Annotated in this window: 23 protein-coding genes; 16 read left to right on the top strand and 7 right to left on the bottom strand. The window is 60.6% G+C overall.

Annotated features, from left to right (window positions below; translation table 11 throughout):
* Positions 1-12 precede the first annotated feature (12 nt).
* The 5 genes from ACO2Q9_RS04845 to ACO2Q9_RS04825 are packed head-to-tail and all read left to right on the top strand — an operon-like array spanning position 13 to position 4763.
* The gene (locus ACO2Q9_RS04845) at positions 13-1188 is read left to right on the top strand and encodes a substrate-binding domain-containing protein (RefSeq protein WP_423308855.1); all 1176 of its coding nucleotides are present in this window, start codon (positions 13-15) and stop codon (positions 1186-1188) included.
* On the top strand, positions 1188-1964 hold the full coding sequence (locus ACO2Q9_RS04840) for an ABC transporter ATP-binding protein (protein WP_423308853.1): 777 nt from the start codon (positions 1188-1190) through the stop codon (positions 1962-1964). The genes ACO2Q9_RS04845 and ACO2Q9_RS04840 overlap by 1 nt, the downstream gene beginning before the upstream one ends.
* Positions 1961-2689, top strand: coding sequence for an ABC transporter ATP-binding protein (locus ACO2Q9_RS04835; RefSeq protein WP_423308851.1), 729 nt, complete (start codon positions 1961-1963; stop codon positions 2687-2689). Before ACO2Q9_RS04840 ends, ACO2Q9_RS04835 begins: the two co-directional genes overlap by 4 nt.
* A complete protein-coding gene (locus ACO2Q9_RS04830; protein WP_423308849.1) occupies positions 2686-3669 on the top strand; it encodes a branched-chain amino acid ABC transporter permease in 984 nt (327 codons plus the stop codon). The genes ACO2Q9_RS04835 and ACO2Q9_RS04830 overlap by 4 nt, the downstream gene beginning before the upstream one ends.
* A gap of 17 nt (positions 3670-3686) precedes the next feature.
* Positions 3687-4763: a branched-chain amino acid ABC transporter permease gene (locus ACO2Q9_RS04825; protein ID WP_423308847.1), complete on the top strand. Its 1077-nt coding sequence runs from the start codon at positions 3687-3689 to the stop codon at positions 4761-4763.
* A gap of 51 nt (positions 4764-4814) precedes the next feature.
* Here ACO2Q9_RS04825 and ACO2Q9_RS04820 read toward each other — a convergent pair whose 3' ends face one another.
* The 5 genes from ACO2Q9_RS04820 to ACO2Q9_RS04800 form a co-directional block, all read right to left on the bottom strand.
* Complete coding sequence (locus ACO2Q9_RS04820) at positions 4815-5711, bottom strand: amidohydrolase family protein (protein ID WP_423308845.1); 897 nt, start codon at positions 5709-5711, stop codon at positions 4815-4817.
* Between the two features lie 22 nt (positions 5712-5733).
* Positions 5734-6708 (bottom strand): Bug family tripartite tricarboxylate transporter substrate binding protein, encoded by a 975-nt coding sequence (locus ACO2Q9_RS04815; RefSeq protein WP_423308843.1) that lies wholly within the window; start codon positions 6706-6708, stop codon positions 5734-5736.
* 7 nt (positions 6709-6715) lie between these two features.
* Positions 6716-7711, bottom strand: coding sequence for a tripartite tricarboxylate transporter substrate binding protein (locus ACO2Q9_RS04810; protein WP_423308841.1), 996 nt, complete (start codon positions 7709-7711; stop codon positions 6716-6718).
* Positions 7708-8619, bottom strand: a complete 912-nt coding sequence (locus ACO2Q9_RS04805; RefSeq protein WP_423308839.1) for an amidohydrolase family protein — start codon at positions 8617-8619, stop codon at positions 7708-7710. Before ACO2Q9_RS04805 ends, ACO2Q9_RS04810 begins: the two co-directional genes overlap by 4 nt.
* Before the next feature lie 71 nt (positions 8620-8690).
* On the bottom strand, positions 8691-9626 hold the full coding sequence (locus tag ACO2Q9_RS04800; RefSeq protein ID WP_423308837.1) for a LysR family transcriptional regulator: 936 nt from the start codon (positions 9624-9626) through the stop codon (positions 8691-8693).
* A 125-nt stretch (positions 9627-9751) separates the two neighbouring features.
* On the opposite strand from ACO2Q9_RS04800, the gene ACO2Q9_RS04795 reads away from it, so the two are divergent.
* Entirely contained in the window at positions 9752-9886 is a 135-nt protein-coding gene (locus ACO2Q9_RS04795) for a hypothetical protein (protein ID WP_423308835.1), read from the top strand.
* Between the two features lie 15 nt (positions 9887-9901).
* Here ACO2Q9_RS04795 and ACO2Q9_RS04790 read toward each other — a convergent pair whose 3' ends face one another.
* Entirely contained in the window at positions 9902-10666 is a 765-nt protein-coding gene (locus ACO2Q9_RS04790) for an enoyl-CoA hydratase/isomerase family protein (RefSeq protein WP_423308833.1), read from the bottom strand.
* Positions 10667-10682: 16 nt separating this feature from the next.
* Positions 10683-12698, bottom strand: a complete 2016-nt coding sequence (locus ACO2Q9_RS04785) for an NAD(P)-binding domain-containing protein (RefSeq protein WP_423308831.1) — start codon at positions 12696-12698, stop codon at positions 10683-10685.
* 137 nt (positions 12699-12835) lie between these two features.
* Here ACO2Q9_RS04785 and ACO2Q9_RS04780 point away from each other — a divergent pair, with 137 nt between their 5' ends.
* From ACO2Q9_RS04780 to ACO2Q9_RS04735, 10 genes are read left to right on the top strand one after another with little or no spacing between them, the layout of a single operon-like run.
* On the top strand, positions 12836-13708 hold the full coding sequence (locus ACO2Q9_RS04780; protein WP_423308829.1) for a branched-chain amino acid ABC transporter permease: 873 nt from the start codon (positions 12836-12838) through the stop codon (positions 13706-13708).
* A 2-nt stretch (positions 13709-13710) separates the two neighbouring features.
* The gene (locus tag ACO2Q9_RS04775; RefSeq protein ID WP_423308827.1) at positions 13711-14787 is read left to right on the top strand and encodes a branched-chain amino acid ABC transporter permease; all 1077 of its coding nucleotides are present in this window, start codon (positions 13711-13713) and stop codon (positions 14785-14787) included.
* Positions 14784-15551, top strand: coding sequence for an ABC transporter ATP-binding protein (locus tag ACO2Q9_RS04770; RefSeq protein ID WP_423308825.1), 768 nt, complete (start codon positions 14784-14786; stop codon positions 15549-15551). Before ACO2Q9_RS04775 ends, ACO2Q9_RS04770 begins: the two co-directional genes overlap by 4 nt.
* A complete protein-coding gene (locus ACO2Q9_RS04765) occupies positions 15548-16321 on the top strand; it encodes an ABC transporter ATP-binding protein (RefSeq protein WP_423308823.1) in 774 nt (257 codons plus the stop codon). Before ACO2Q9_RS04770 ends, ACO2Q9_RS04765 begins: the two co-directional genes overlap by 4 nt.
* A gap of 9 nt (positions 16322-16330) precedes the next feature.
* A complete protein-coding gene (locus tag ACO2Q9_RS04760) occupies positions 16331-18196 on the top strand; it encodes an AMP-dependent synthetase/ligase (protein WP_423308821.1) in 1866 nt (621 codons plus the stop codon).
* A 17-nt stretch (positions 18197-18213) separates the two neighbouring features.
* Entirely contained in the window at positions 18214-19389 is a 1176-nt protein-coding gene (locus ACO2Q9_RS04755) for an ABC transporter substrate-binding protein (protein WP_423308819.1), read from the top strand.
* A gap of 40 nt (positions 19390-19429) precedes the next feature.
* Positions 19430-20581, top strand: coding sequence for an aromatic ring-hydroxylating oxygenase subunit alpha (locus tag ACO2Q9_RS04750; RefSeq protein WP_423308817.1), 1152 nt, complete (start codon positions 19430-19432; stop codon positions 20579-20581).
* A 9-nt stretch (positions 20582-20590) separates the two neighbouring features.
* Positions 20591-21328, top strand: a complete 738-nt coding sequence (locus ACO2Q9_RS04745; RefSeq protein ID WP_423308815.1) for an SDR family NAD(P)-dependent oxidoreductase — start codon at positions 20591-20593, stop codon at positions 21326-21328.
* Between the two features lie 47 nt (positions 21329-21375).
* Positions 21376-22059 carry a TetR/AcrR family transcriptional regulator gene (locus tag ACO2Q9_RS04740; protein ID WP_423308813.1) on the top strand — a complete coding sequence of 228 codons (684 nt, stop codon included), beginning with the start codon at positions 21376-21378 and terminating at the stop codon, positions 22057-22059.
* Between the two features lie 49 nt (positions 22060-22108).
* Positions 22109-23089 carry a PDR/VanB family oxidoreductase gene (locus tag ACO2Q9_RS04735; RefSeq protein ID WP_423308811.1) on the top strand — a complete coding sequence of 327 codons (981 nt, stop codon included), beginning with the start codon at positions 22109-22111 and terminating at the stop codon, positions 23087-23089.
* Positions 23090-23397: the final 308 nt, after the last annotated feature.

Raw genomic sequence — 23397 nt, 5'->3', positions numbered from 1 at the left:
AAGGAGACAACCATGAAATTCTCATCATTGCTGTGCAGCCTGCTTGTCGCGTGCGCGTTTGGCGCGCAGGCAAAAGAGATCCGCATTGCGCACGTTTACGACAAGACGGGACCACTAGAGTCCTACGGCTCACAAACCCAGATCGGTTTGATGATGGGTCTGGAGTACGCCACAGGCGGCACGATGACCGTGAATGGCAAGAAGCTCGTTGTCATCGAGCGCGACGCACAAGGCAAGCCTGATGTCGGCAAGTCGCAGTTGGCTGCGGCTTATGGCGATGACAAGGCAGACATTGCCATCGGACCGACGAGCTCCGGCGTTGCGCTCGCCATGCTGCCTGTGGCTGAGGAGTACAAGAAGATCCTGCTGGTGGAGCCCGCCGTGGCCGACTCCATTACAGGCGAGAAGTGGAACAAGTACATCTTCCGTACTGGCCGGAATTCAAGTCAGGATGCCATTTCCAATGCCGTTGCTCTGGACAAACCCGGCACGGTCATCGCGACACTGGCGCAGGACTACGCCTTCGGCCGCGACGGCATCAAGGCATTCAAGGATTCTGTGAAGACGGCGCAGATCATCCATGAGGAGTATGTCCCGTTCAACGCCACCGACTTCACGGCGGCGGCGCAGCGGCTGTTCGACAAGCTCAAGGATCAACCGGGCCGCAAGATCATCTGGATTCTCTGGGCAGGTGCGGGCAACCCGTACAAGATTTCCGAACTCAATCCGAAGCGTTACGGCATCGAGCTGGCGTCGGGCGGGAATACCCTGCCTGTCATGACCGCGTACAACAGCATGCCGGGCATGGAAGGCGCAACGTACTACTACTTCCGTTTCCCGCAGAACGCCGCGAACGAATGGCTGGTTGCAAACCACTACAAGCGTCATCAAAGTCCCCCAGACTTCTTCACGGCGGGTGGATTCTCTGCCGCAATGGCCGTGGTTGCCGCTCTGAAGAAAACCGATGGTGATGCGGGCACAAACAAGCTGATTTCCGCGATGGAAGGGCTGAGCTTCGAGACCCCCAAGGGCACGATGACCTTCCGCAAGGAGGACCATCAGGCGTTGCAGCCGATGTATCACTTCCGTGTTTCCGCCAACGCAAAGCCTGGCGCGATGGCCGATCTCACGCTGGTCAAGGAAATCACGCCGAAAGAGATGAACATTCCCATCAAGAACAAGCGTTGATGCTCGAGACCAAGGATTTAACGATCCGCTTCGGCGGCCACGTGGCGGTGAGCAGTGTGTCGTGCGCGTTTGCGCCGGGCACGCTCACGGCGATCGTGGGCCCCAACGGTGCGGGCAAGACCACGTACTTCAACCTGATCTCGGGGCAGATCCCTGCGAGCGAGGGGACGGTGACGCTGAACGGTGTGGACATCTCGCGCCACAGCGCATCGTCGCGTGCGAAGGCGGGTCTGGGCCGCGCGTTCCAGCTGACCAACCTGTTCCCGAATCTCAGTGTGCTGGAGAACGTGCGCCTGGCGGTGCAGTCCATGCGCAGTGGTGCGCACCGGCGCGGCATGAACCTGTGGAGCATCTGGAGCGACCACGGCGCATTGACCGAGCGCGCCCGGCAGATCCTGCAGGACGTGTCGATGACGGCGCAGGCGGATGTACCCGTGTCCAGCCTGCCGCACGGCGACCAGCGCAAGCTGGAAGTGGCGCTGCTGATGGCGCTGGAGCCGCAGGTCTTCATGTTCGACGAGCCGACGGCGGGCATGAGCCACGACGACGCGCCGGTGATCTTGGACCTGATCCGCGCGCTCAAGAAAGACAAAACAAAAACCATCCTGCTGGTCGAGCACAAGATGGACGTGGTGCGCGAGCTGGCCGACCGCATCATCGTGCTGCACAACGGGCAACTGGTGGCCGATGGCGACCCGGCGGAGGTCATCGCATCGCCCGTGGTGCAACAGGCTTACCTGGGTGTGGCTCCTGAAGCCACGAAGGAGGCCGCATGAGCCACAACAACCTCCTCGAACTCAAGGGCGTGCACACGCACATCGGGGCGTACCACATCCTGCACGGTGTGGACCTCGCGGTGCCGCGCGGTGGTCTCACGATGCTGCTGGGCCGCAACGGCGCGGGCAAGACGACCACGCTACGCACGGTGATGGGCCTGTGGAAGGCCAGCCAGGGCACGGTGCGTTTCAACGGCAGCGACATCACGGCGTCCAGCACACCGGACATTGCGCAACTGGGCATCGCTTACGTGCCCGAGAACATGGGCATCTTCTCCGACCTCACGGTGAAGGAGAACCTGCTGCTGGCCGCACGCGGTGCGCGCACGGCCACTGAGATGGACGACACCCGCCTCAAGTGGATCTTCCAGCTCTTCCCCGCGGTGGAGAAGTTCTGGAACCACCCGGCGGGCAAGCTCTCCGGTGGGCAGAAGCAGATGCTGGCCGTCGCCCGTGCCATCGTGGAGCCGCGCGAGCTGCTCATCGTGGACGAGCCGAGCAAGGGTCTTGCGCCCGCCATCATCAACAACATGATCGACGCCTTCGCCGAGCTCAAGGCCAAGGGCGTGACGCTCTTGCTGGTGGAGCAGAACATCAACTTCGCCAAGCGGCTGGGCGACACGGTGGCCGTGATGGACAACGGCGTCGTCGTGCACGCGGGCAGCATGGCCGAACTCGCGGCCAATGAAGAGCTGCAGCAGTCGCTGCTGGGGCTGGCGCTATGAAGAACATCGACTTTGACTGGAAGCCGCTGGCGCTCGTGCCGCTGCTGGCCGCACTCGCGCTGCCGCTCATCGGCTCGGGCTCGACCTGGCTCACGCTCACGGTGGCGGGTCTGGCCATGGGCATGATCATCTTCATCATCGCCTCGGGTCTCACGCTCGTCTTCGGGCTGATGGACGTGCTGAACTTCGGTCACGGCGTGTTCATCGCGCTCGGTGCCTTCGTGGCGGTGAGCGTGTTCGGCGGCATGGCCGACTGGACGACGTCTGCCGAGCTGTGGCGCAACCTCGTGGCCATGGGATGCGCGGTGGCGGCGGCGATGGTGGCCGCCGGCCTGCTGGGCCTGGCGTTCGAGCGCCTCATTGTGCGGCCGGTGTACGGCCAGCATCTGAAGCAGATCCTCATCACCATGGGCGGCATGATCATCGGTGAAGAGCTCATCAAGGTGATCTGGGGCCCGCAGCAGATTCCGCTGCCGCTGCCCGAGGCCATGAAGGGCTCGCTGCTCATCGGCGATGCGGCGGTGGAGAAGTACCGCCTGATCGCGGTGGTGATCGGTGCGGTCGTCTTCGGGCTGCTGGCCTGGACGCTCTCGCGCACGAAGATCGGCCTGCTGATCCGCGCCGGCGTGCAGGACCGCGAGATGGTCGAGTCGCTCGGCTACCGCATCCGCCAGCTCTTCATCGGCATCTTCGTGGTGGGCAGTGCGCTCGCGGGCCTGGGTGGCGTGATGTGGGGGCTGTACCAGCAGAACGTGATCCCGCAGATGGGCGCGCAGGTGAACGTGCTGATCTTCATCGTGATCATCATCGGCGGGCTGGGCTCGACGGGCGGGGCGCTCATCGGCGCGCTGCTGGTGGGCCTGATGGCCAACTACACGGGCTTCCTCGTGCCGAAGGTGGCGCTCTTCTCCAACATCGCGCTCATGGTGGCCATCCTGCTGTGGCGTCCGCAGGGTGTGTACCCGGTGGCCAACCGCTGAAAGGGGAGGGACGACACATGCTCAACCGAATCCTCTCCGGCGACTACCCGCGCAGCCGCATCCTCGCCCTCGTGCTGGTGGCGCTGCTGCTGGGTCTCGCCTTCGCGCCCTTCATCTTCCCGGGCGTGAAAGCGCTCAACGTCGCGGCCAAGGTGCTGATCTTCATCGTGCTGGTCGTCAGCTTCGACCTGCTGCTGGGCTACACCGGCATCGTGAGCTTCGCGCAGACCATGTTCTTCGGCATCGGCGCCTACGGCGTGGCGATTGCCAGTGCACGCATGGGCGCGTCGTGGAGCGCGCTGGCGGTGGGCATCGGCTCGGCGCTGGCCATCTCGCTCGTGCTGGCGCTGGCGATCGGGCTCTTCTCGCTGCGGGTGCGCGCGATCTTCTTCGCGATGATCACGCTCGCCGTGGCGTCGGCCTTCCAGACGCTGGCCTCGCAACTCTCCGAGTTCACCGGCGGTGAAGACGGCCTGACCTTCCGGCTGCCCGAATTGCTGTCGCCCAGTTTCGAGCTGATGGAAGAGCCCTTCCTCGGCGTGTCGCTGGACGGCAAGCTCATCACTTATTACCTGATGTTCGTGGCGGCGCTCGTGCTGCTGCTGGCCATGCTGCGCATCGTGAACTCGCCCTTCGGTCGCGTGCTGCAGGCCATCCGTGAGAACGAGTTCCGTGCCGAGGCCATCGGCTACCGCGTGGTGGTGTACCGCACGGTCTCCAGCGTGCTGTCGGCGCTGTTTGCGACGCTCGCAGGCTGCATGCTGGCGATCTGGCTGCGCTACAACGGGCCGGACACGTCGCTGTCCTTCGAGATCATGCTGGACGTGCTGCTGATCGTCGTCATCGGCGGCATGGGCACGATCTATGGCGCGGCCATTGGTGCGGTGCTCTTCGTGGTGGCGCAAAGCTACCTGCAGGACATCCTGCGTCTGGGCAGCGAAGCGGCCTCGGGCATCCCGGGGCTCTCGTCGCTGCTCTCGCCGGACCGCTGGCTGCTGTGGCTGGGTCTGCTCTTCGTGCTCTCGGTCTATTACTTCCCGACGGGGGTCGTGGGCAAGCTGCGGGCTCGGGCTGCCGAAAGAATTTCTCGGTAGCTTTGATTTGATGAATCGAAGTGCCAACGGATGGTCAATCCGTGGGAATGACTATCTGCCATCGCCGTAAACCATATCTGGATTTACCGACATGATTCGCAACCGGTCTTCTTCACTAGGTATCCACTCGCCAATCAGATCGATGAGGTCGCCATCATTCGGCATGATCCGGCCGTTGCGCATCACATGCGGCCAATTGGACCCCCAAAGAAGACGCTCAGGAGCGTGACGCACCAGCGTGCGGGCGAATGGCAAGACAGGGGCATAGGGATAGTCCTCCTTCGTGCAGAACGCAGGGTTGGACATCTTGAGCCACACCCTTCCGGTGTCCAGCAGTTCCAGCAAAGCGGTGAAGCCTGGCTGGTCCAGTCCCTTCGTCGCATCGAGCCGCCCGAAGTGATCGATGACGATGCGGTCGTTGGGCAGCGAAAGGAACAGTTCCTTCTCTTCGGCCATGCCGCCTGGCGTGAACGTGAGGAACTCGACATGCATATCTGCATCCGCGAGTCTGCGTGCCATCTGTTGCGTGATCTTCGGCAGATGGGGATAGGCGGGCCCACCGGCAAAGCGGGCGCCGAGAACGCCTTTGCGCCTGAGTTCGTTCAGTCTTGCGGGTGAGACATCGTCGTCGACGTACGTGACGCCTCTGAATGTCTTGGGGTACTTCTCCAGCGTCTCCAGCAGGTAGCGGCTGTCGCTGCCGTATCCGGCACCGTTGGCGATGACGGCTTTCTCCAGTCCGAGGATCTTCATTTGCCGTATGAAGGTTTCGGGCAGCACCGGCGCCGAGCGATACGGGCAGCCGGGATGGAACGGGTAGTCCTCCATCGGGCCATAGACGTGGATCAGGCAATCCCACGATCCGGGCGGCAACACGAGAGCCGGCTTGCGCGGGTTCGGATCCGGTGGATCTGTCAGCAGCTTCTGCGGTGCGGAGGTCGTTGTCATGGGCGCAGGTCTCGCACTGCGTTCAGTCCGTGAGGGAGATGTTTGCTTTCTCGGCCACTTCCTGCCAACGTGCCGTTTCCTTGCGCAACAGGTCGGTGAACTGTGCGGGTGTCATCGGCGTGTGGCTCATCGCACCAGCCTGCAGTTGCTTCACGGCGTCGGGCGTGGCGAAGACCGCCAGGATCTCGCGATTGAGTCGCTCGACTGTGGCTGGGGGCGTTCCCGCCGGCGCGAACACACCGATCCACGACCCGATCTCGAAGCCGGGCATGCCCTGTTCTGCGAGTGTCGGCACGTTGGGCAGTGAACTGCTGCGCGACGAGTCCATCGTCGCAACGGCTTTCAACCGTCCGCCCTGAACCAGGGGAATGGCGACCGGCGCGGTGAGCATGTTGAACGACACAGTGCCGCCGATCAGGTCATTGATCGATGCGCCATCGCCCTTGTAAGGGATGTGCGTGATGTCCGTGCCGGTACGCAGCTTGAAGTGCTCGCTGCCCAGATGGTTCAGGCTGCCGTTGCCTGCGCTTGCATAGCTCAGGGCGCCGGGCTTCGCTTTTGCGGCTGCAACAAGTTCGGGGCCGGTGTTGAATGGCTGAGAGTTGCCCGCGACGATCACGAATGGGAATCGCGCGGCCATGGCAACTGGTGCGAACACCTGAAACGGATCGTACTTGCGTGGCTTGCGGATCGTGGGTTCCAGCGTGATGGCACCGGACGGCGTGACGAACAGTGTGTAGCCGTCGGCCGGACTGCTGAGTACCGCTTGTGCGGCCAGCGCACCATTGGCACCCGGTCGGTTGTCCACCACCACCGGTTGCCCGAGTCTGGCGGTCAGGCCCTGGCCCATCATGCGAGCGAGGATGTCGGTGGCACCACCGGGCGCGAACCCGACCACCAGTTTGATGGGTTTGTTCGGAAAGTCCTGAGCAAGGCTCGCGGTACAGGCCAGTGCCAGTGCGATGGCCAATGAGAACGTGTTTCTGCGGATCATCATCTTGCCCTCAATCACCCTTGATGCCGCCGCTCTTGACAAGGCGCGTCCATTTGTCGATTTCCTTGCCAAGGAAGGTGCCGAACTCTGCAGGTGTGGTGGCTTCGGTGACGACGCCGATCTCTGCGAGGCGTGCCTGTACCGCCGGGTCGGCCAGCGCCTTGTTGATCTCAGTGTTGAGGCGCGCGACGATGGCGGGCGGCGTCTTCGCAGGTGCCACGATGCCCCACCACACAGTGGCTTCGTACCCGGGCAAGGCTTCTGCAATGGCGGGCGCATCGGGCAGGACCGGGGAGCGCTTGGCGCTGCTCACCGCGATGCCGCGTAGCCGGCCGGATTTGATGTGCGGCATGGCCTGCCCGGGATCGAGCAGCATGAGCGAAACGCGATTGCCGATGAGGTCGGTCAGCGCAGGTGGGCCACCCTTGTAGGGGACGTGAAGGATATCCACGCCAGCGGTCTGCTTGAGCAGTTCCGACGACAGATGCGCGGCGCTGCCGTTGCCTGCCGACGCATAGCTGACCGACCCGGGCGATGCCTTGGCCTGGCTGATGATGTCGCGAACACCGCGAGCGGGGGATGCGCTCGGTACAACCATGATGAGCGGCGCGGACCCGTAGAACGCCACCGGCGTGAGGTCGCGCATGAAGTCGTAGCCTGCGGCCGGATACAGCGCCGGGTTGGTTGCCAGGCCGTTACCGCCGATGAGCAGCGTGTATCCGTCTGGCGTGCCGGTCTTCGCGACGGCTTCGGTGGCGAGATTGCCGTTCGCGCCGGGGCGGTTTTCCACCACGATGGCCTGTCCCAGTTGCTCTTGCAGGCGGGGACTGATCAGGCGGGCCAGAATGTCCACGCCACCGCCCGGCGGGAAAGGAACGACCAGGCGGATGGGCTTGTTGGGGTAGTCGCTTTGCGCGAAGGCGCCTGAGGCCGGAATCATCGAAGTCGCTGCAGCGAAGATGGCTGCGAGAATCGCACTGCGTCGATTGCGTGGTGAAGAAATCATGCGTATGTCTCCTTGGATTTGTTTGAAGTAGCTGCGGCCGCAGTTGTCATCGGCCAGCGCAAGAGGTCCGAAAGGGCTCGTCCCATGACGAACTCCTTGTCTTCGCCTTTCAGGAAGTCGAGTTCGTGCAGAAAATGATCGACAGCCTGCTTGTAGCTGCACTGAAGTCGCGAGACGTCCGAGCCCCAGAACGTGCGACGTGGCCCGAAGCTGTCGAATATCCGCTGGAGGTGAGGCGTCAGTCCGGGGAACGGGTACTCCTGTGTCGAGTAGCACGGCGCACTCGATGCCTTGACCGATACGTTGGGCAGCCGGGACAGGGCCAGCAGCTCCTCGAGATCGGCGAAGCATTCATCGTTACGCAACTGACTGCGTCGGCCCATGTGGTCGACGATCAACGCCAGGCCGGGATGACGGCGCGCCACACGGTCCACGACGTCCATCCGGCCCGGAAGCAGCAGCATCAACGGGATGCCCAGCCGTTCGCAGTCGGCCCAGAACCAGTCGATCTCGTCGTTGTCCAGCCACGGGCTCCACTTGGGCTTGTGGAATGTCATGCGGATGCCCGACATGCCCGGTTGCGAGAGCCAGGTCGGCAAACGGTCGCGGGCTCCCGGTGCGGCCGGATTGAAACGCCCCATGACCGTGTAGCGGTCGGGGTACTTCGCGGCGGCTTCCAGGGCCGTGAGGTTGTCGTCGCCCGTCGGGGAAGGCGGCACGATGACGGCGCGGGTCACGCCCGCACCATCCATCAGACTGTTCATTTCCTCGGCGCTGATCGGGGCCTCTCGATGGGGCCGCGCGCCGGGCACGGCGACGAAGACCGGTGCATGGACTTCGTCGGGATCCCACGGGCGATCGGGCCGGTGCGCTTCCCAGATGTGCACTTGGGAATCGGTGATGTTCACTGCTGTCTCCGTCACTTGTATCGGGCTGCATCCTAGGGCGGATCAGCCAATACAAAAACAGCAAATCCGGACTAGCTGTTTCTCGTTTTCGAGATAGGTCGTGGCTGCCTCTGCTGCAGGTGAGCAGGAATGAAGCTTCTCAACATCTCCACCGTTTTCTGCGCCAGGTCGGTCAGCGGTCTTTCTGCAGAGATGCCGAGCACCAGCGTGCTGCGCATGGCCGGCGACACGATGCGGCGAAAGCTGAACTGCGCGGGCCCGTTGTGCACGCGCAAAGCGTTCATGGTGACTAGGCCGTAGCCCAGGCCCTGTGCCACGAGGTCCGCGATGGCCGGAACCGCATCGATCTCCAGCGCGACCTGCGGCTTGCGCCCCAGATTCGCCAACTGGGTTTCGAGTTGCAGCCTCATCGGATGGGGGCGGCGCGGCAGGATCAGGGGATAGCCCGCGAGATCGGCCAGTTGCACAGTCTTGCCCCTTGCTCCTTCGGCCATGCCGGGGCACAGCAGGAAGTAGTCGTCCTGCTGCAGCGGGAATGTCTCTATGGAAGGCGAAGGGACCGGGTCGTGCAGCACGGAGATGTCCAGCCGGCCGGCCTTGAGCCATTCGTGGAGGTGGATCGTGAGCCCTTCAGTGATGCTGAGCTGCGCATGGGGAAACGCACGCTGGAATTCGCTGACGAATGGCACGGTGAGGATACGGCCGAGCGAATGGGGCAGGCCGATCACCACGTTGCCGATAGGCGCTCCGCGAACGTCGGCAACTTCCTGGTGCGCGCGCTGTACCTGCAACAGGATGCCGTGACCGTGAGAGAGTAGCCGTTTGCCGGCTTCCGTAGGACTGACGCCACGACCGTCCCTATGCAGGAGGTTCTGGCCCAACTCTACCTCCAGCTTGCGGACGTGCCTGCTCAGCGCGGACTGAGCTATGCCTAGCAGGTCTGATGCTTTGGTGAAGCTTCCGAGTTCGGCAACGTGGACGAAATATTCGAGCTGCTTGAGGTCCATTCGAACTAGTCTAGCGCCAAGCTATTGAGTTTGACGTCAACGACAGCACAGAAAGACCTGAGAACGAAACGGTCGAGGTGCTGATTGAATCTCAGACGCTAGAACGGTTGCTGAGCGAGGCTTCGATGCACGAGCTGCTGAAGCTGGATGAATCGGGGCTTTTGTCCGATCACGACATCAATAGTCTCTATGCGATTCGGATCGAACGCCTGACGCATATAGATGATGAGTATTTTCCAGCAAGGGCAGGGCGGACCTGAATGCGCAGCCAGCGTTTAGATATCAGGGTAGTCAGGACGTTGCTTCTGGAGAAACGCGGAGACGCCCAACTTGTGATCGATGCTCCTTCGCATGACTCTAGCGCTACGCCTTTCGTTGGGCTCCAATTCATTCCATCGCTGCACCCGCATCCCAAAAGCGGCGATGCGAGCCAGCTGTACAGCCAATGGACTGTTTTGCGCGATCGAATCGGCTAACGCCAAGCTCTGAGGCAGCACGTCGGCCCGGCCGACGACACGATTTACAAGCCCGAGTTGGAGTGCCTTCTCGGATGAAATGAGACTGCCGGTCAGCAGCAACTCCATCGTGTGTGCAAACCCGATCTGTTCAATCAGCTTCATCGCACCGCCACCTGAGGGAAAGATTCCCCAGCGGACTTCCGGCAGTCCCAACAAAGCATCTGCACTGGCTAGCCGGAGGTCACAGGAAAGCATGAGTTCAAAGCCACCTGCAACGCAGTGCCCATTAATGGCGGCGATCACTGGTTTGGGGAAAATCCGAGTTTTGAGCAACGCTGCATCAACTAGATCATCGATATCGTTGCGTGCCGAAAAGTCGACGTCCAGTTGTGCGCCGGAGCAAAAGGCGGTCTCACCGCTTCCAGTGACTACAACACACCTGATTTCAGGCTGCTGTTCGATGTGATTCCATGCGCTCACGAGGCCCTCGAACTCCGGGATACCAAGCGCGTTTCTCTTGGCTTCGTTGTCGATCGTAACAAGGGCGATACGTTGGGAGGGATAGCTGATATGGACAGACATAAAGCTTGCTCGCTAACTATTGTGGTACCGACTCATCCGAGTTGACCCTCGAGACCAGGTAGTCGGACAGCTCTGCATCGTGCGTCATCACCCAGTAATCCACAAAGCGCCAAGGCATAACCGAGAAGACACGCCCGGCCGAGTTCCGGTAGTAAGTCGACATTCCCGGATGTGTCCATATCAACGCCTCATGCTCCGCGTCGAATTTGCGGAGAAAATCCTCGAGGATCTCCGCTTTTACCTCGATCGCATCTGCTTCAGCATCTGCCATCTGCGCCATGGCTGATGTGATGTATCGCGCTTGGCATTCGGCCTGAAAAACCGCGCTCCCGCCGTGTCCCGGACCGGACCCAGGGCCCAGCATGGTGAAAAAATTTGGGAACTTCGGTACAGCCAGGCCAAGATAGGCCGAAGGGTTATCATTCGACCACACATCTGCAAGGCGCACGCCACCGATGCCCTCAATGCCGAGGCGGGCGGCCATCTCCGTGACTCTGAACCCGGTCGAATACACGATGATGTCTGCCTCACGGATTCCGTCCGACGCCTCGATGCCCGTGGGAACGATCTTCTGAATGGGCTGCGTCACCAGTTCGACCTTCGGATTCTTCAAGGTCTGAAACCAGCGGTTGTCCAGCAGGATGCGCTTTCCGTATGGGGGGTAGGTTGGTGTGCACTTCTCGACCAAGTCCGTCCGGTTTCCGAGCTCCGAATGCATGAAGTCCAGCATCTCCTGCCGATGTCGGTCATTGACCTTGTTGATGGATCGCTCGGGATGCGGCCAATCGGGATCCTTGCGTAAGAACTTGAGCAATCCATCGCCGTAGCGCCAGAACATGTTGAAGCGGAACCACTCAGCGTAGAACGGGACGTGGGTGAGAAGCCACTGCGCTTCCGCTGAAATCGGATCTGAGTACCCAGGGATCGGACGTGACCATTGGGCGGTGCGCTGGTAGACAGTGATCGATTGGGCGATGTCGACAATTTCTGGAACGAGCTGCATTGCGGTGGCACCGGTGCCGATGACTGCAATCCGTTTGCCGGCCACGGACAGTCCATCGGGCCAGACGGACGAATGGAAGCTAAGACCCGTGAAGCTGCTTGCACCATTGATTTGAGGAATCGTGGGATCGCTCAACTGGCCGATGGCTGTGACCAGGAAGTTGGTGACCAGCTCTTCAACGCCATCGGGGGTTCGCACCGTGGCTCGCCAATGTTTTAGCTCTTCGTCCCAGTGGGCACTCAGAAGCTCCGTATTGAACCGAATCCGATTCCGTATGGCAAGGGAATCCACGACTTCCGCAACATAGCGTTGGACGTCTTCACGGCGGGAGAAGTATCGCGGCCACTTGAAGCGGGGCCCAAAGGAGTACGAGTACGAATGATTGGGCGTGTCGACTCCGCAACCCGGATAACGGTTCGTGTACCAGGTCCCGCCGACGTCCCCATGCTTCTCAAGGACTGTGAACGGAATACCCATGCGCTCCAGATTAGCTGCCAGTGCGATACCGCATACGCCGGCCCCCACGATCAGCACGCTTTGCTGCTCCGGTGACCGCGCTGCAGATTCGGGCCACTGGACCTGTCTTGAGATGAGCCCCATCTCCTCGCGATTCAACGGAGCGTACTCTGCGGGGACGCTCTCGCCGAGGCTGACGGACATCATGCGCTGCATCAACGTATCGCCTGGATCGACGATGACTGCGGGCGTGTTTCTCGACAGGACTTCCACAGCGGCCTTGCGGATCTCATCCTGGATGGCTGGAGGCAAGCCGGCATCTGCATCCGGGATCAACCGGATGTCGCGCTTGGGGAGGTAGGGAGCGTCGAGCCATCGCAGATCACCAGTTAAGTGCACCAGAACCATCAGGAGAACGCGCAGATCAGCTGCCGCAATGGCGGTGGAGAGCGCGTGCATTTTCTCGGATTTGTCGGACATGAAGAAACCTTGGGGTTGAACGAAATGCTCTTGGAAGGACATTGCGCGTCCCTGAGAAGAAGCTTTATGAACATTAAACGATTTATGACTCATGTGTCAATATTTATGATTTCATAGGTGAAAACACCAGTACATGATTCATGAGTCATATATCAAACTTGCAAGAATGATGCATATAAAACTAGAGCTAACTGGCTTGAGCCGATGTCAGGCGGGCGTAGGAGTGGTTAATGGCTGAGATTGCCCAGCTTCTTGTCACCGGGGTCGCAGTAGGCTGCATCTACGGGTTGGTGGCGCTCGGATTCGTGCTGATTTACAAGGCAGGCGAAGTGGTGAACTTCGCTCAGGGCGACTTGATGATGCTTGGAGCCCTTCTCGCAGTCACTTTCGTGTCGACGATGGGCCTGGGTTACTGGACCGGGTTTGGTCTCGCGGTTGTGGCGATGCTTTTCATCGGCGGCGCAATCGATGCCGTGATTGTTCGGCGTATCGTCGGATACCCGCAGTTCTCCACCGTTATGCTGACGCTGGGCATCGGCTTCATTTTGCGCAGTGTGGCCGCTATTGCATGGGGGCCCGAAACACGCACGCTCCAGACGCCTTTCAGTGCGGGAATGCTGCACGTGGGAGAGATCTCCATCTCCTACACATATGCGTCAATCATCGTGGGCACGCTGGCCCTTTGTGTGCTGATGTATCTGGCGTTTCGCTACACAAAGGTCGGGCAGGCCATGCAGGCGGCATCGGAGAATCAGTTGGCCGCTTACTACATGGGCATTCCCGTCAGGCGATATCTCTCGCTCATCTGGGCAGTTTCCGCCGCCGTGTCGGCATGCGCTGGCGTTCTGCTTGCGCCGGTAACCCTGGTCGATGTGAACATGGGCTCGATCGGGCTCAAGGCATTTGCTGCCGCGGTCATCGGTGGATTCGGCTCGATCCCCGGCGCGCTGGTCGGCGGGATCATTATTGGTGTGGTCGAGCTCCTCGCCGGCGTGGCACTGAGTGCCGCATGGCGTGACACCAGCCCCTACATCGTGCTGCTGGCTGTGCTTCTCGCTCGGCCTCACGGCATCTTCGGAAAAGTCGTCAGGAAAAAGGTCTGAACATGCGCTACGTTTTCAAGAAGCGCTACGAGCAAGACTTCGGCCTCACCCGGCATGGTGGTGATGTCTTCTGGTATGGCCTGCTGATCGCATTTGCGGTCTTATTGCCCTGGGTCCTTTCGGACTACTACATCGGCGAATTGAGTATGCTGATGATCTGGTCCATTGGTGGCTTGGGCGCCATGCTGCTGGTCGGCTACACGGGCCAAGTTTCACTGGGGCAGGCTGCGTTCATCGGTATAGGCGCGTATACCGAGGCGGTGCTGGTGTCGCACGGTGTCTCGCCCTTGGTCGCCTTGCCGGCGGCTGCCTTCGCCGCAGGGCTGGTCGGCTTGCTCATCGGGCTGCCGCTGACGCGCCTACATGGCATTTACTTAGCCATCGGTACGCTCGCGTTCGCGGCCATTGCTGAGCAGGTGTTCGCGCACTGGGAGTCGCTGACAGGCGGTCACCGTGGCCTGCCGGTGCCCAGCCTGGTGTTCGGCGGTTTCTCGTTCGACGCGGCGCGCCCCTTTTATTACCTATGCCTGCTGCTGATCGGCATCCCGACCGTGCTCGTCCTCAACTGGATGCGTTCACCCACAGGGCGTGCTCTGGTCGCGCTTCGGGACAGCGAGGTGGCCGCGCGCAGCATGGGCGTCAACCTCGTCTACTACAAATCGGTGGCCTTCTGTGCTAGCGCCGTGCTGAGCGGCCTGATGGGTGCATTGCTCGCTCACAAGATTAGCTACCTCTCACCAGAAGTCTTCAGTCCACTGCTGTCCATCCAGATGCTGATGCTGGTCGTGGTGGGCGGTCTGGGATCGATCCATGGCGTCTTCTTCGGGGCAATCTTCATCGTGATTCTCCCGTTGCTGATTGCCGCCGCCAAGACCTATATGCCCGAGTCCATCGCGCAGCAGCCTGCCATCGAGCCGGGCTTGTACGGATTGATCCTCGTTGCATTCATCGTCTTCGAGCCCACTGGCATCTACGGCCGTTGGCAGAAGGTGAAGTTCTTCTTCGCGACATTCCCCCTCTACAAGGCGGCCAGCTTCAAGCGCCAGAAGACTTACATGAGATCGGAGCGGCTGAGATGAGCGCCCTGCTGAGTATCGAATCTATATCTCTCAACTTCGGCGGCATCAAGGCCGTGGACGGACTGAGCTTCGAAGTCGAAGCTGGGGAGGTGTTCACCATCATCGGCCCAAACGGTGCGGGCAAGACAAGCGTCTTCAACCTCCTCAGTCGGATTTATGACGCGACCAGCGGCCGGATCCTGCTGGCCGGGGAAGATGTCACTCGGGTACCTGCGCATTCTGTGGCCGCCCGCGGGGTTGCCCGCACCTTCCAGAACATCGAGCTCTTTGAGAGCGCATCGGTACTGCGCAACGTGCTCGTCGGGTGCCACTCGTGGCGCAGCACGGGCGTGCTGCGTGACCTGTTCTTCACCTCGAAGGTCCGTGGTGGAGAACGGGAGAGCCGTCTGTACGCCGAAAAGGTCATGGACCTGCTGGAGCTGCACGCCTGGCGCGACGCCACTATCCGCGACCTGCCCTACGGCGTGCGCAAAGTGGTCGAAATCGCGCGAGCCCTGTGTGCGAAGCCGCGCCTACTTTTGCTGGACGAGCCGTCGTCCGGACTCAATGTCGAGGAAACAGGCGACCTGGCGTTCTGGATCCAGGACATCAAAAAGGACCTGGGCGTCACGGTGCTAATGATCGAGCACGACATGGGACTGGTGTCCCAAGTGTCTGATAGGGTGCTGGCGGTTAACTCTGGACGCTATCTGGCCATGGGCACAGCTGAAGAAGTGCAGCGCAATCCGGTGGTCGTCGAAGCTTATCTAGGAGCCGCACAATGAGCGAACACCTATTGAGCGTCCGAAACATTGAGACGTACTACGGTCCAGTCATGGCCATCCGGGGAGTCAGTTTCGACGTTGAGAAGGGCGCCATCGTCACTCTGCTGGGAGCCAACGGCGCTGGCAAGACGACCATCCTCAAGACCGTCTCTGGCGTCATGGACCCGCAGAAAGGCAGCGTGGAGTTCGAGGGGCGCGCAATCCACGGCATCAATCCTGATGCTGCCGTCCGGCTGGGCATCAGCCACGTCCCGGAAGGACGCGAAGTTTTCCCGTTCATGACCGTGCAGGAAAACCTCGCCATCGGCAGCTATGTGCGCAACGACAGGCTGGAAGTCCAGGAGGACTTACGGCTCGTTTACGACTACTTCCCCTCGCTTCGCAAGCGCGAAGGCCAGCCAGCCGCGGGTTTGTCCGGCGGGGAGCAGCAGATGCTGGCCATCGGCCGTGCAATGATGGCGAGGCCTAAGCTGATGCTGCTCGATGAGCCATCACTCGGCCTGTCGCCCCGTCTCATGAAGGAGATCTTCACGATCATCCGACGCATCAACCAGGAGCAGGGCACGACCATCCTGTTGGTGGAGCAGAACGCCAACACGGCGCTGGCGACTGCGGACTTCGGTTATGTGCTCGAAATGGGCCGCATCGTGCTCGGCGGCCGCAGCGACGAACTGCGTGAACAGGACGACGTCAAGGAGTTCTACCTTGGTGTCAAGGGCGACGCCGTACGCGGCACGCGGCGCTGGAAGCGCCGGAAAACCTGGCGATGAACCATGCTGATGAATATGACCGAAGCCAAGGTAATGGCAGAAACTGACTCTCAGGCTATGGGCCGACATGCGGTGAATGGCTGCGAAACCGTGCCCGCCCTGTTCCAGAAGATGGTCGCCGAGCGCGGATCGAAAGTCGCGATGCGTGAGAAGGACCTCGGCATCTGGCAGGAAATCACATGGCAAGACTACGGCGATGCCGCTCGTGCTGTGGGACTTGGCATGCGGTCATTGGGTGTGCAGCGGGGTGATGTCGTCTCGATCCTGTCCGAGAACATACCTGAGTGGCTGTTCGCAGATATGGGCACGCAAGGTATCGGGGCGGTCACCAACGGCATCTACCCCACCGATTCCGCCAAGCAGATCCAGTACATCCTCAGTGACAGTCACACGCGGGTCATCTTTGTCGAGGATGAAGAACAGCTCGACAAGGTCCTGGAAGTTCGTAGGGATTGCCCGACGCTGGTGGCTATCGTCGTGTTCGACATGAAGGGCTTGCGGGATTTTCGTGACCCGATGGTGATGTCGTTCGCTGATCTCCAGGAGACAGGGCGCAGCCATGAGCTGAGCCACACCGACCTGTGGGCCGTTGAGGGCGCCGCCGCCCGGCCGGACGACATTGCCGTTCTGATCTACACATCGGGCACAACGGGAGCACCCAAGGGGTCGATGATCAGCCACCGCAATCTCATGTACCAGACGGAGCACGTCACGCTGTTCTCCGAGCTGGGCGAGGGCGATGAACTGCTATCTTTCCTGCCGCTCTGTCATATCGCCGAGCGCAAGTTCGGCATCCTATTCTCGATGAAGACGGGCGCGGTCCTCAATTTTGTTGAGGGCCTGGACACGGTCACGCAAAACATCCGCGAAGTCGCCCCCACCTTCTTCTTCGCTGTGCCGCGCTTGTGGGAAAAGTTCTACTCGGAAGTGACGATACGGATATCCGAGGCGCCTGCCATCTGCCGCCACGCCTATCGCACTGCAGTTTCCGTCGGCGAACGGGTGGCCGATCTTCGCCTGGCAAGGAAGCCAGTGCCACTCCACCTCGCCGCGCTGCACCGCGTGGCCGACCTTGTGGTGTTGCGGAACATCAAGACCATGCTGGGCATCCGGCGCGCGAAGGTGCTGGGCACGGGGGCGGCACCGATTGCACCGGCCCTCCTGCGCTGGTATCTTGCGCTCGGTTTCGAGATGCGGGAGATCTACGGGCAGACGGAGTGCACCGGCATCGCCACCATCATGCCGGCGGAGAAGCGGCTGGGCTCTGTGGGCAAACCTTTACCGGGCTCCAGCGTGAAGACGTCACCCGAAGGCGAGCTTCTTGTCAGGGGGCCGCACGTGTTCATGGGCTATCTCCATAATCCCGAGAAGACGGCAGAGACGGTCGTCGATGGCTGGTTGCGGACAGGCGACGTCGGAAAGATCGATGACGACGGCTACGTCTACATTACCGACCGGATGAAGGACATCATCATCACCGCCGGTGGCAAGAACATCACGCCGTCGGAAATCGAAAACCTCCTGAAGTTCTCGCCCTACATCTCCGACGCCGTCGTCATCGGGGATCGCCGGAAGTTCCTGACCTGTCTGGTGATGATTGACCATGACAACGTGGTCAAGTTCGCGCAAGACCGGAACGTCCCCTTCTCGAACTACGCCTCCCTGTGCCATGCCAAGGAAGTCCAGGACCTGATCGGCTCAGAGATCGAGAAGGTCAATTCACAACTCGCCCGCGTCGAAACCATCAAGCGATTCCGCCTGATCGATCAGCTATTGACGGCGGACGATGAGGAGCTTACGCCGACCATGAAGTTGAAGCGTAAGTTGGTTAACAAGAAGTACGAGCAGCTGATCGAGTCCATGTATCAAGACTGAGGAAACGAGGAAACATCATGATCGCCAACTCCATCAAGCGCGCCTTGGGCGTGCTGGCCTCCCTGCCCATCATCGCTTCGGCCCAAGCGGTGCAGGGCGTGACACCGACCGAGATCCTTCTGGGCATGCACGCGGACCTGTCCGGTCCTGCCGCCAGTTTCGGCGTTCCCGTGGCAAACGCATTCCGCATGCGGATTGACGAGGAGAACGCCAAGGGCGGCATCCACGGGCGCAAGATCCGCCTCATTGTGGAAGACAGCCAGTATCAGGTGCCGCGTGCCGTGCAGGCGGCCAACAAGCTCATCAGCCATGACAAGGTTTTTGCCTTCGTCGGTGCGGCCGGCACGCCGATGAACAATGCGGCGCTGCCGCTCCAGCAGAAAGCCGGGATCCCCAATCTGTTCCCGATTACGTGGGCGAGCTCGATGTCCGAACCCGTCAACCCGCTCAAATACGCGATCTACCAGCCCTATCAGGAGCAGATCAAGTCCGGCCTGAGCTACATGATCGGAAAGAAGGGCAAGAAGGCGGTCTGTGCCATGTACCAGGATACGGACTTCGGCCGTGACGTCTTCGACGGCGTGCAGGCGTATCTCAAGTCGGCCAACCTGCCGCTGGTGGCATCGGCCAGCCACCGTGCGACCGAGCAGGATTTCACTGCCGCGATCTCCAAGTTGCGTGACGCCAAGTGTGATCTGATCGCACTCGGCACCATTGTCCGGGACACGATCGTTCCTTACTCCACCGCACGCAAAATGGGCTGGAACGATGTGGACTTCATCGGCGCGGCGAGTAGCTATGACCTGACTGTGTCGGGGGCGCAAGGCGGTGCCACAGAAGGTCTCTATGCCACGGGATTCTTCGACCCGCCGTACCGCGACACTGCAAACCCCGCGGTCGCCAGGTGGTTCGATGCCTACAAGGCGCGGTTCAATGCAGACCCGGCCATCCAGGCCGCGGTGGGCCAGGTCATCATGGACCTGACCATCCGAGCGTTGCACGATGCGGGCAAGGACCTCAATACCCAGACGTTGGCTACGGCATTCGAGCGGATTAATGGCTATCAAGACATGTTCAATGGACCGCTGCAGAGCATTACGCCGACCAGCCATGCTTCTGCGCGCTCGTCCATCATCTACGTTGTCAAGGATGGCCGATGGACGCGCGTCAGCGAGAGTTCTGGCCAAAAATGACCATCACTCGCCCGGGTGACCGGGCGATGCAGGAATCTTTATGAGACAGCAGACCCAGATCGATCTCGCCCAACGGGTGATCGATTTCATCGAACAGCGCGGCACGGAACTGACGGACGAGGTTTTCCTCAATCCGGTGGACACCTACACCAGTGAAGAACAACTCGCGCGCGAACGCGAGGTGTTCTTCCGCCAGTCCCCGCTCCTGCATTGCCATAGCAGCCAGATGCCGAACCCGGGCGACTACGTGGCCGACGAGCTCTCCGGCACGCCGATCCTCGTCGTCCGAGGGCAGGATGGGGTGGCGCGCGCCATGCTCAACATGTGCCGCCATCGGGGCGCGCGACTCAAGGACGGGACCGGGCATTGTGAGCGCGCCATCACCTGTCCATACCATGCGTGGACCTACAGTTTCGAGGGAAAGCTGCGCATGGTGACGCCGAGCGCCGGATTCCCCGGCATCAGCCCGGATGATCGCAGTCTCGTCATGCTGCCCTGCGTGGAGCGGCACGGCTTTATCTGGGTGCTGCCACAGCCTGGAGGGCAGATCGACGAAGACAAGCTCTTAGGCGGGATGGACGACGAGATCGCGTCGTATGGATTTGCCGGCTACAAGCACCATGACACACGGCGCGTCACGAAGGCCATGAACTGGAAGCTGGTGATCGACACCTTCATGGAAACCTGGCATGTGGGAACGTTGCACCGCGATACGGTGGCCCCTATCTTCCAGCCGGCCGTCAACGTCTTCGACGCTTTTGGGCCCAATGGACGTCTGATTATCCCGCGGCGCACGATCATCGAACTTAAGTCAAAGCCGGAGGCAGAGTGGGACTTCCTGCCGCGCACGGCCGTCGTCTACACGGCATTGCCAAACAGCCTGATCGTGTGGCAAGGCGACCACCTGGAGATCTGGCGCGCCTTCCCGGGTCGACATGCGGGCGAGTGCATCGCCGAAGCGTCGCTGTTCATTCCGCGGGCACCCCAGAACGAGCGCGAAAAGCGCTACTGGGACAAGAACATGGACCTGTTGCTCCGCACCGTAGAGGAAGAGGACTTTCCGGTGTGCGAAGGAATCCAGCAGTCCTGCGAGCGGGGGGGGCAAAAGCATGTGACTTTCGGACGCAACGAGCCCGCCTTGATTCATTTTCACCAGCAGATCCGCTTGTGCCTGGGTCTGCCTGCCAACTGAGGAGTTTTCATGGACAGTAATGCAGTCGATCCACTTTCTTTTGACGTCTCCGGGAAACATGTGCTGATCACGGGCGGCACGGGGGGCATCGGCATGGCCTTTGCGCAAGCCTTCGCAGATCGTGGATCTCACGTGGTGGTTTCAGATATCAAGCCACCGGCCGAGCCGTTGCGGCATGAGCGCATGCGGTTCGAGATGCTCGATGTGCGCGACGAAGCAGCGGTCAACGCACTGGCGGCAAAGATGGAAAAGCTGGACGTACTCATCCATTGCGCTGGAACGCTGGTGCCGTTCAAGGAACACCAGCCCGGTGTCTTCGAGAAGATTGTCGATATTCATCTGTTCGGCAACGTAAGGCTTGCAGCGGCCTTCCGGCCGCATCTCAAAGAGCGACGTGGTTGCATCATTAACATCGGGTCGATGTACAGCTATTTCGGAAACGGCCGCGTTCCTGCCTACGCAGCAGCCAAGACTGCAGTTATGTCGCTGACAAAATCGCTGGCCATCGCGTATGCAGAAGACGGGATTCGCGTCAACGCTATTGCCCCCGGCTGGATCGATACGGAAATCAGCAAGGGCGGGCAGAACGACGAAGCTTTCAATGCAACTGTCATGGCTCGGCTACCCTCCAAGCGCTGGTCGCCTCCCGTAGAATTGGCTGGCACGGCGCTGTTCCTCGCTTCCGCTGCATCGAGCCTCGTCAATGGTGTCATGATTCCCGTCGACGGCGGCTACGTCGCAAGCTGATGGCGAGAGCAGCGACCGTCAACGTAAAAAGCAGGGAGCGGACTTCGATGGCACAAGCCAAAACTGCAGCCACCACCATCTCAAAGAAGAAGTCAAAAGCTCCGAAGCTCAGCCGTGAGGAGCGGTCGATCCTCACACGCGATGCCCTGTTCGATGCGACGGCCAAGATCGTCGGTGAGATGGGCTATCCGGATGCCCAGGTCGCAGCCATCACGGCAGAGGCCAAGGTCGCCCATGGCACGTTCTACAATTATTTCGAATCCCGTCAGGATCTCTTTGACCAGTTGCTGCCCAACATCGGAAAGAGCATGCTGGAGCGCATCCAGGCCGAGGCCGCCACTGCAAAAACCGACCTGGAGCGTGAAGTTAACAGCTTCAAGGCGTTTTTCGATTTCCTGTATGAGCACCCAGAGTTCTACCGAATCCTGTTCGAAGCGCGTGTCTTTTGTGCGGAAGCCTATGAGGAGCACACGCGTAATGTGTCGGATGGCTATACGCGCGTTCTCACGCGGGCCCATGGTCGCGGCGAAATAAAGGGACTGGCGGCGGAAGAGCTGGAGGCTATTGCCTTCATGCTCATGGGAGCCCGAGAGTACATCGCGATGCGATATGCGCGGCAGAAAGGCCGTACAAAACAGCTGCCCGAATGGGTGGTCGCGGTTTACGAGAAGCTAGTGTCGCGAGCCTTGTACGGCGAAGTCCCGCCCACCAAGCGCAAGAAGTCCGGCTGATCCGTCCACGCTGACGCTTCAACTTCGCTCACGGTGCTGAGTGACTGCCATGGCCACACAATTACTCTCCGCGCGCGTCCACCTGATGCGCCACGAAGCCGACGGAGTCGTCGGAATCGAGCTACGGCCGGTAGATCCTGTCGCTGAGTTCCCGCCGGTGGAGGCGGGAGCCCATGTTGACGTCCATCTACCAAATGGCATAGTGCGTAGCTACTCGCTCTCGAACATGCCTGGAGAGACGCACCGCTATGTGCTGGGCGTACTCCTCGACCGGGCCAGCCGGGGTGGCTCGCGGTTCGTCCATGAACAATTACGCGTCGGCTCGGTGATCGGGCTCTCGGGTCCTCGGAATCATTTCCAGCTGAACGAGTTGGCAGAAATGAGTGTTTTAGTGGCAGGGGGGATTGGCATCACCCCGCTTCTCTCGATGCTGCGCAGGCTTTCCGCATTGGGGCAGAAGGTTCACATGATCTACTGTGCAAGGTCGCGGCTGCAGGCCGGCTTCATGGAGGACGTGAGGAGTTTGACGGACGTGACTGGCGCACTTACTCTGCATTTCGACGACGAGCAGCGTGGTCCTCCCGATCTCAAGGCCCTGATGACACCCTTCGTCGGTCCATCGACCCACTTTTACGCATGCGGTCCATCACCGATGTTGGCCGCATACGAGTCCACCCTGGCGGAGCTCGGACAAGGCAACGTCCATCTGGAGCGCTTTACTGCGATACCTTCGGCGGCACTGGATCCGGGCCTGAATGACACGAACGAATACCAGGTTGAATTGCACAGGAGTCGTCGCATTGTCACGGTAAAGGCGGGCCAGACGCTTTTGGATGCGATGCTTGATGCCGGGATCCCGGTTAACTACAGTTGCTGCGAAGGCGTCTGCGGTACATGCGAAACGCCGGTCCTCAGTGGTGAAGTCGAACATCGGGATGGCCTTCTGAGTGATAGTGAGAAGGCGGCTAACAGAACCATGATGGTCTGTGTGTCACGTCCGATGGCAACTGGACTAGTGCTGGATATTTAAGACCCGACCAAGTACGCATCAATCAGCTACTCGGCGGAGATGTTGCGATCCACCCGTTTATAGGGAGCGACCAGTTACCGGCGTGATCGTTGAAGATTTCAGCGAGCAGACCCCGTTGTATCTCAGTGCTCCCAACGCTTTCACGAAGTCGTTCAGTGCGAGCCTGCCTTCGTCCGGCAACATTCGGTAGAACCGGCTTTGCTTGGCCTTGTTGAGTCGGGTGAGGGGTAGGTCAGCGATTTCGCGAGAAACGCTCTGTAAATCGATCTAGCGAATGTTGCCGTACAGTCGGCCTAAGCATATGCAAT

Source organism: Variovorax sp. VNK109 (assembly GCF_049445855.1).
Lineage (GTDB): Bacteria > Pseudomonadota > Gammaproteobacteria > Burkholderiales > Burkholderiaceae_C > JAGOCV01.
Note: the sequence above shows the minus strand (reverse complement) of the source record. Positions and strands in the feature narration are given on the sequence as shown.